General features: G+C 74.5%; 3 protein-coding genes. All 3 read left to right on the top strand.

The window, feature by feature from the left end; genetic code table 11:
* Window positions 1-70 precede the first annotated feature (70 nt).
* From FNH04_RS41050 to FNH04_RS41035, 3 genes are read left to right on the top strand one after another with little or no spacing between them, the layout of a single operon-like run.
* Complete coding sequence (locus tag FNH04_RS41050) at window positions 71-2,269, top strand: serine/threonine protein kinase (RefSeq protein WP_152791278.1); 2,199 nt, start codon at window positions 71-73, stop codon at window positions 2,267-2,269.
* Window positions 2,173-3,531, top strand: coding sequence for a hypothetical protein (locus tag FNH04_RS48280; RefSeq protein WP_228031920.1), 1,359 nt, complete (start codon window positions 2,173-2,175; stop codon window positions 3,529-3,531). Before FNH04_RS41050 ends, FNH04_RS48280 begins: the two co-directional genes overlap by 97 nt.
* Window positions 3,528-4,856 carry an alpha-glucoside ABC transporter substrate-binding protein gene (locus FNH04_RS41035; protein WP_228031919.1) on the top strand — a complete coding sequence of 443 codons (1,329 nt, stop codon included), beginning with the start codon at window positions 3,528-3,530 and terminating at the stop codon, window positions 4,854-4,856. The genes FNH04_RS48280 and FNH04_RS41035 overlap by 4 nt, the downstream gene beginning before the upstream one ends.
* Window positions 4,857-5,024 lie beyond the last annotated feature (168 nt).

The raw sequence follows: 5,024 nt of genomic DNA, 5'->3' as shown, positions 1-5,024 counted from the left end.
GGACGAGGGGGCGAACTCCGACGAGTCGTCGGTCCCGTTCTTCGTCTCCGAGCCGCCGTCGTCCCCGCCGCTGCGACCGGCGTACGTCGAACGCCCCGAGGAGAACCCCGATCCCACCCTGCTGCCCGAGATCACCCTCCTCGGACCCGCGGAGCCGGTGGGCGGCGCACCGGTCGACCTCGCGCTGCCGTCCGGGGAACTGCTCGCCGGGCAGTACCGGCCCAGCCGCAAGCTCGGCTACGGCGGAATGGGTACGGTCCACCTCGCGCTCGACACCAAGCTCGACGACCGCCAGGTCGCGATCAAGGTCCTGCACCCCGAGCAGGAGGCGGGCGCGCTGGCCCGGGAGCGGCGGGCCCTGGTCGACCTCAGCCACGACGACATCATCCGCGTCTTCAACTACGGGCATCACCCCGGCGTCGGCGACTTCCTCGTCCTCCAGTACGTGGACGGCCTCACCCTGGAGGAGGTGCGGGCCCGGGCGCAGGTGAACCCCTCCGAGTTCGGCGGCAGCCGCTTCCACGAGTTCGTGCTCGCCTACGGGGTGCGGATCCTGTCCGCGCTCGGGTATCTGCACGCCCACCGGCCCCCCAAGGTCTACGGCGACCTCAAGCCCGGCAACGTCATGCACGACGGCACCTCGACGAAGATCATCGACGTGGGGAGCGTCCGCGCGGCCGGGCTTCCCGGTCTCACCACGGAGGGCTTCCGCGCCCCGACCGTGGGCCCGAACGGCGAATCCACCCGCCAGGACGACCTGTTCAGCCTGGGCGAGACGCTGCGGCGGCTGTGCGGGCTCGGCACATCGGCCGACGACCTGGGGGAGTTGAGCGACCTCGCCGCTCTGGACGCCGACGCCCCCACGGTTCCGGCCGTCGGCGAGACGACCACCTCCGCCCCGAGCGGACTCGGGCTCGTGTCCCTCGCCCGCGTACTGCGCCGCGCCACCCGGGGCAAGCGGGCCGAGCGGTTCGCCGACGCACGCGAGATGGAGCAGCAACTGCGCGGCGTGTTCCGCGAGTTGAGATCGCTGCGCACCGGTATGGAGACCTTCGAGCCGTCCCCGCTGTTCCTCCCGTCGCCGTACGCGCTCGACGGGGCCCTCGGCTCCGCGCCGCCCCTCGCGCACTGGGCGGAGCCGAGCCCTCCCTCCCCGTACACGCCGCCGACGCCCGTCCAGGTCGCGCAGCGCCTGCCCGTCCCGCGCCCCGGTCCGGACGACGCCCACCACGACCGGCTGAGCAGACTCGCCGACGCCGCCCCGGAGGCGCTGCTCCAACACACCGCCGACTGGCGCGCGTCCACGGAGGTCCATCTGCTGCGCTGCCGGCTGCGGCTGAGATCCCCCGGCCACGGCCCCGACGCCGCCGAGGGGGAGCTGGAGGCCGCCGAGCGGCTGATCGGGCCCGAACGCGCCCCCTACGACTGGCGGCTGGACTGGCACCGCGGACTCCTCGCGCTCGCCCGCGGCCAAGTGACCGACGCGCGAGGGCACTTCGACGGCGTCTACGAGTCGATCCCGGGGGAGTACGCGCCGAAACTGGCCCTCGGACACTGCGCCGAGCACCTCGGCCGGTGGCAGGAGGCCCTGACGTTCCACGAGGCGGTGCGGTTGCGCAACCCGTCCCTGGGCAGTGCGGCCTTCGGCGCCGCCCGCGCCCGCCTCGCCCTGGGCGGCGAACGCGCGCTGGAGGACGCCGTGGCCGCGCTGGACGCCGTACCGCAGCACTCGCGGCACCGCACCGCCGCCCGAACGGCGGCCGTACGCATCGGGGTCGAGCACGCGCGGACCGCCGGACCGGGCGACGACGTACCGGGGCGGCTGCGCGAGGTGCTGGAGCGGCTCGCCTTGCTGTTCCACGCGCACGGCCTGACCGACGACCAGGCGAGGACCCGTGTCATCGCCGAGGTCTGGGAGGCCGTCCAGAACGCGCTCACGCGCGGCGCCCTCGATCCGGAGGGACTCGCCCGACTGGCCGCCGACGCCGATCCGCGGCTCGCGTTCCCGGCCGACGGGGCCACTCTGCGCCAGGACCTCTCCCGGCTCTGCCGCGCCCTCGCCCACCAGGCCGCCCGCTCCGCCGACCCCGAGGACGCGGCCGTCGCCGAAACCCTCTTGGACCGCGCCTACGAGGTGCGCCCGCTCGCCTTCCGACACCACAGGGACAGCCCATGGCTCGGGAAGAGAGTCGCCGACTGGCTCCGTACGGCCGCCTCCGCGCCGTCGCACAGGCCGCCGCCCGCCTCGCACGGGCCGGCGCCGCCGTAGCCGCCGAACTCGCCCGCCGCGTCAGGCGCTACGCGTGGCCGTCGGCCGCCGGCCGGCGCAACAGCGCGTACCTCAGGGACCGGCTCATCGCGCTGCCGCTGCTCGCCGTGGTTGCCTTCGGCGCGTTCGGCTGGGCCTACGCGGGCGTGCGCGGCGACTCCACAGCCGTACGGGACCGGCTGGCACCCGCGCTCGTCGACCTCGCGGACGCCAGGGCATCGCTGCTCATCGCGCAGGGCGAGGCCGAGGCCGACCTCGACGAGGGGCGGGCGGCCGAGCTCAGCGGTCTCAGCGAGCGGTACCGGACGCGGGTCGCGCGGGCGACGCAGAGTCTGAACCAGGTCATGCGCAGCGGAGCGCTGACCGTGGCCGAGGAGCAGGAACTGCGTGTGGTGTCCGCGCTCGTCGTCGACTACACGGGCTGGGTCGGCCGCGCCCAGGGACACGCGACGGACCCGGTCCTGCGGAAGGCCGAACTGACGTACGCGCACAGCATGCTCTGCTCCGCGCAGGAAGCCGATGAGGCCGAGGAGGCCGGCGGAAACGGGACGCGCGAGAACCGGGCGAGCGGGAACGGGGAGAGCGGGAACGGGACGCGGGAGACCAAGGCGAGCCCGAACGGGGAGAGCGGGAACAGGACGCGGGGGAACGAGACGCGTGGGAACGGCGCGGACCGCTATCCGCCGTGCCGGCCCGGCACCGGCTCCTCGGCGACCTCGATCGTGGACCGTGTGTCGGGGCTGGAGTGGCGATTGCGCGACCGGCTCGCCGCCCGGGCCGCCTGGGGCCCCGGCGCCCTCGCCGCCGCGGCCGTCGCCGGGCTCGCCTTCGTGCTGCTGGCAGCCGGACTCTGGCGGACCGTGTCCTTCCTGCGCCGCCGCTTCCGTATCCGGCTCAGCATCCCCCTCGCGGTCGCCGCGCTGCCGCTCCTGGCCGTGCCGCTGCTCACGGTGGACGCACTGCTCGCCCAGCACGCGCAGGGCCGGGCGGTACCGGTCGCGGACGCGCTCGTCGCACGGACCTCGCCCGAGATCGAGACACGCGCCGAGGAACGGCCCTTCGCCGGCCCCGACCCGCGCGCCATCGACGTACTGGCGTCCCGCGTCGACACCGGCCTGGCCGACGGACGGCTCGCCTTCCTGGACTGGACGGCCCCGTTCGTGCTCCCGGCCGGCCTGGCCACCGCGGGCCTCACCGGCGGCGCCCTGCACGCCTACCGCCGCGAGTACCTCCTGGTCGGCCGCCCGGGATCCGCCTCATGACGCGTCAGGCGGCCCGCCTCACGACGCGGAGAGCGCGTGGGGCGCGCGGGACGGCCCGCCTCCTGCGCGTCCTCCTCGTCGCCTGTCTGCTCACTCTCGTCCCCGGCTGTTCCTCGGACGAGCCCGACCCGCTCGTGGTCCTGGGCCCGTGGACCGGCAAGGAGGGCGAGGCCTTCGAAGCGACCCTGAAGACGCTCGACGACGGGACCGGACGCGAGTACACCTACGAGGGCACCCGTTCCCTGCGCGAGACCCTCGTCTCCCAACTGGAGGCGGACGCCCCACCGGACGTGGCGATCCTCAACAGCATCGGCGAACTCACCGAGTACGCCCGCCGCGGCAAGCTGCGCCCCCTCGCCCCGGAGGCCGCGGAACGCGCCTACAAGCCGTGGGCGCCGATGCTGCTCGTGGACAACAGGCAGCGCACCTACTGGGTGCCGCTGAAGGTGGACCTGAAGAGCCTGGTGTGGAGCAAGGAGGGCACGCCCGACGGCGACCCGCGGTGGTGCGTGGGGCTCGGCTCGCAGGCCACCTCGGGCTGGCCCGGCACCGACTGGATCGAGGACATCCTGCTCCACCGGGCGGGCCACGACGTGTACGAGGAGTGGGCCACGGGCCGGCTCGAGTGGAGTGCCGCCCCCGTCAAGGACGCCTGGACCACCTGGTCACGGCTGCTCGGGGACCGCTCACGGGCCTCGGTCGAGCGGTCCCTGACCACGTCGTACGACGGCGCGTCCGAGGACGGACAGCCGCTCGGCCTGCTCGACTCACCCGGCTTCGACTGCACGCACGAGCACCAGAGCGCCTTCATCCGGTACGTGTACGCGGGCGAGGACGTGAGCGTGGAGCCCTCGGCCCGCTTCCTGGGCGGGCCACCCGAGTACCGGAGCGCCTTCGAGGTCGCCGGCGACATGGCCGCCGTCTTCAGCGACGACCCGGCGGCCCAGGAACTGGTGGAGCGGCTCTCCGGGCCTGCCGGGCGGGAGCGCTGGCGGGCGGCGGCCGAGCCGGAGGTGCGCCCGCTGTTCCCGCACACGGCCGGGCTGCCGCCGGCGCCGTCCGCGACCCCCGTCGAGCGGAAGATCGACTCCCTGCTCACCTCACCCGAACAGACCCTGTGCTTCGACGCCTCCGACGTCATGCCGCCGGAGCTGCGCGACGCCTTCCACCGGGCGGTACTGGAGTTCTTCCGGACTCCCACCACCGAGCGCCGCGACTCGCTCCTGCGGCAACTGGAGACCGTACGGGTCCAGATGAACGAGAACTCCGGCGGTGACCCCTCGTTCCGGCCCCCCGAGGACATCTGCGCCGGTCCCAGGGGCTGAGAGCCTGTGTCATATCCCCGGCCGGGCGCGCGGCGCCTGGCACGCACGCTCGCCGCGTTGCCGAAACGCCCACGTGACTCCTCCCCCACTCTCGGCTTCGCTCGAGCGGGGGGACCCCCATCGAGGGCGCTCCGGCGCCTTGCGATCGCACGCACCAGACGCCGCGCG

This window comes from Streptomyces phyllanthi, from assembly GCF_009377205.1.
Taxonomy (GTDB): domain Bacteria; phylum Actinomycetota; class Actinomycetes; order Streptomycetales; family Streptomycetaceae; genus Streptomyces; species Streptomyces phyllanthi.
This window is presented reverse-complemented; position numbering and strand designations above follow the sequence as displayed.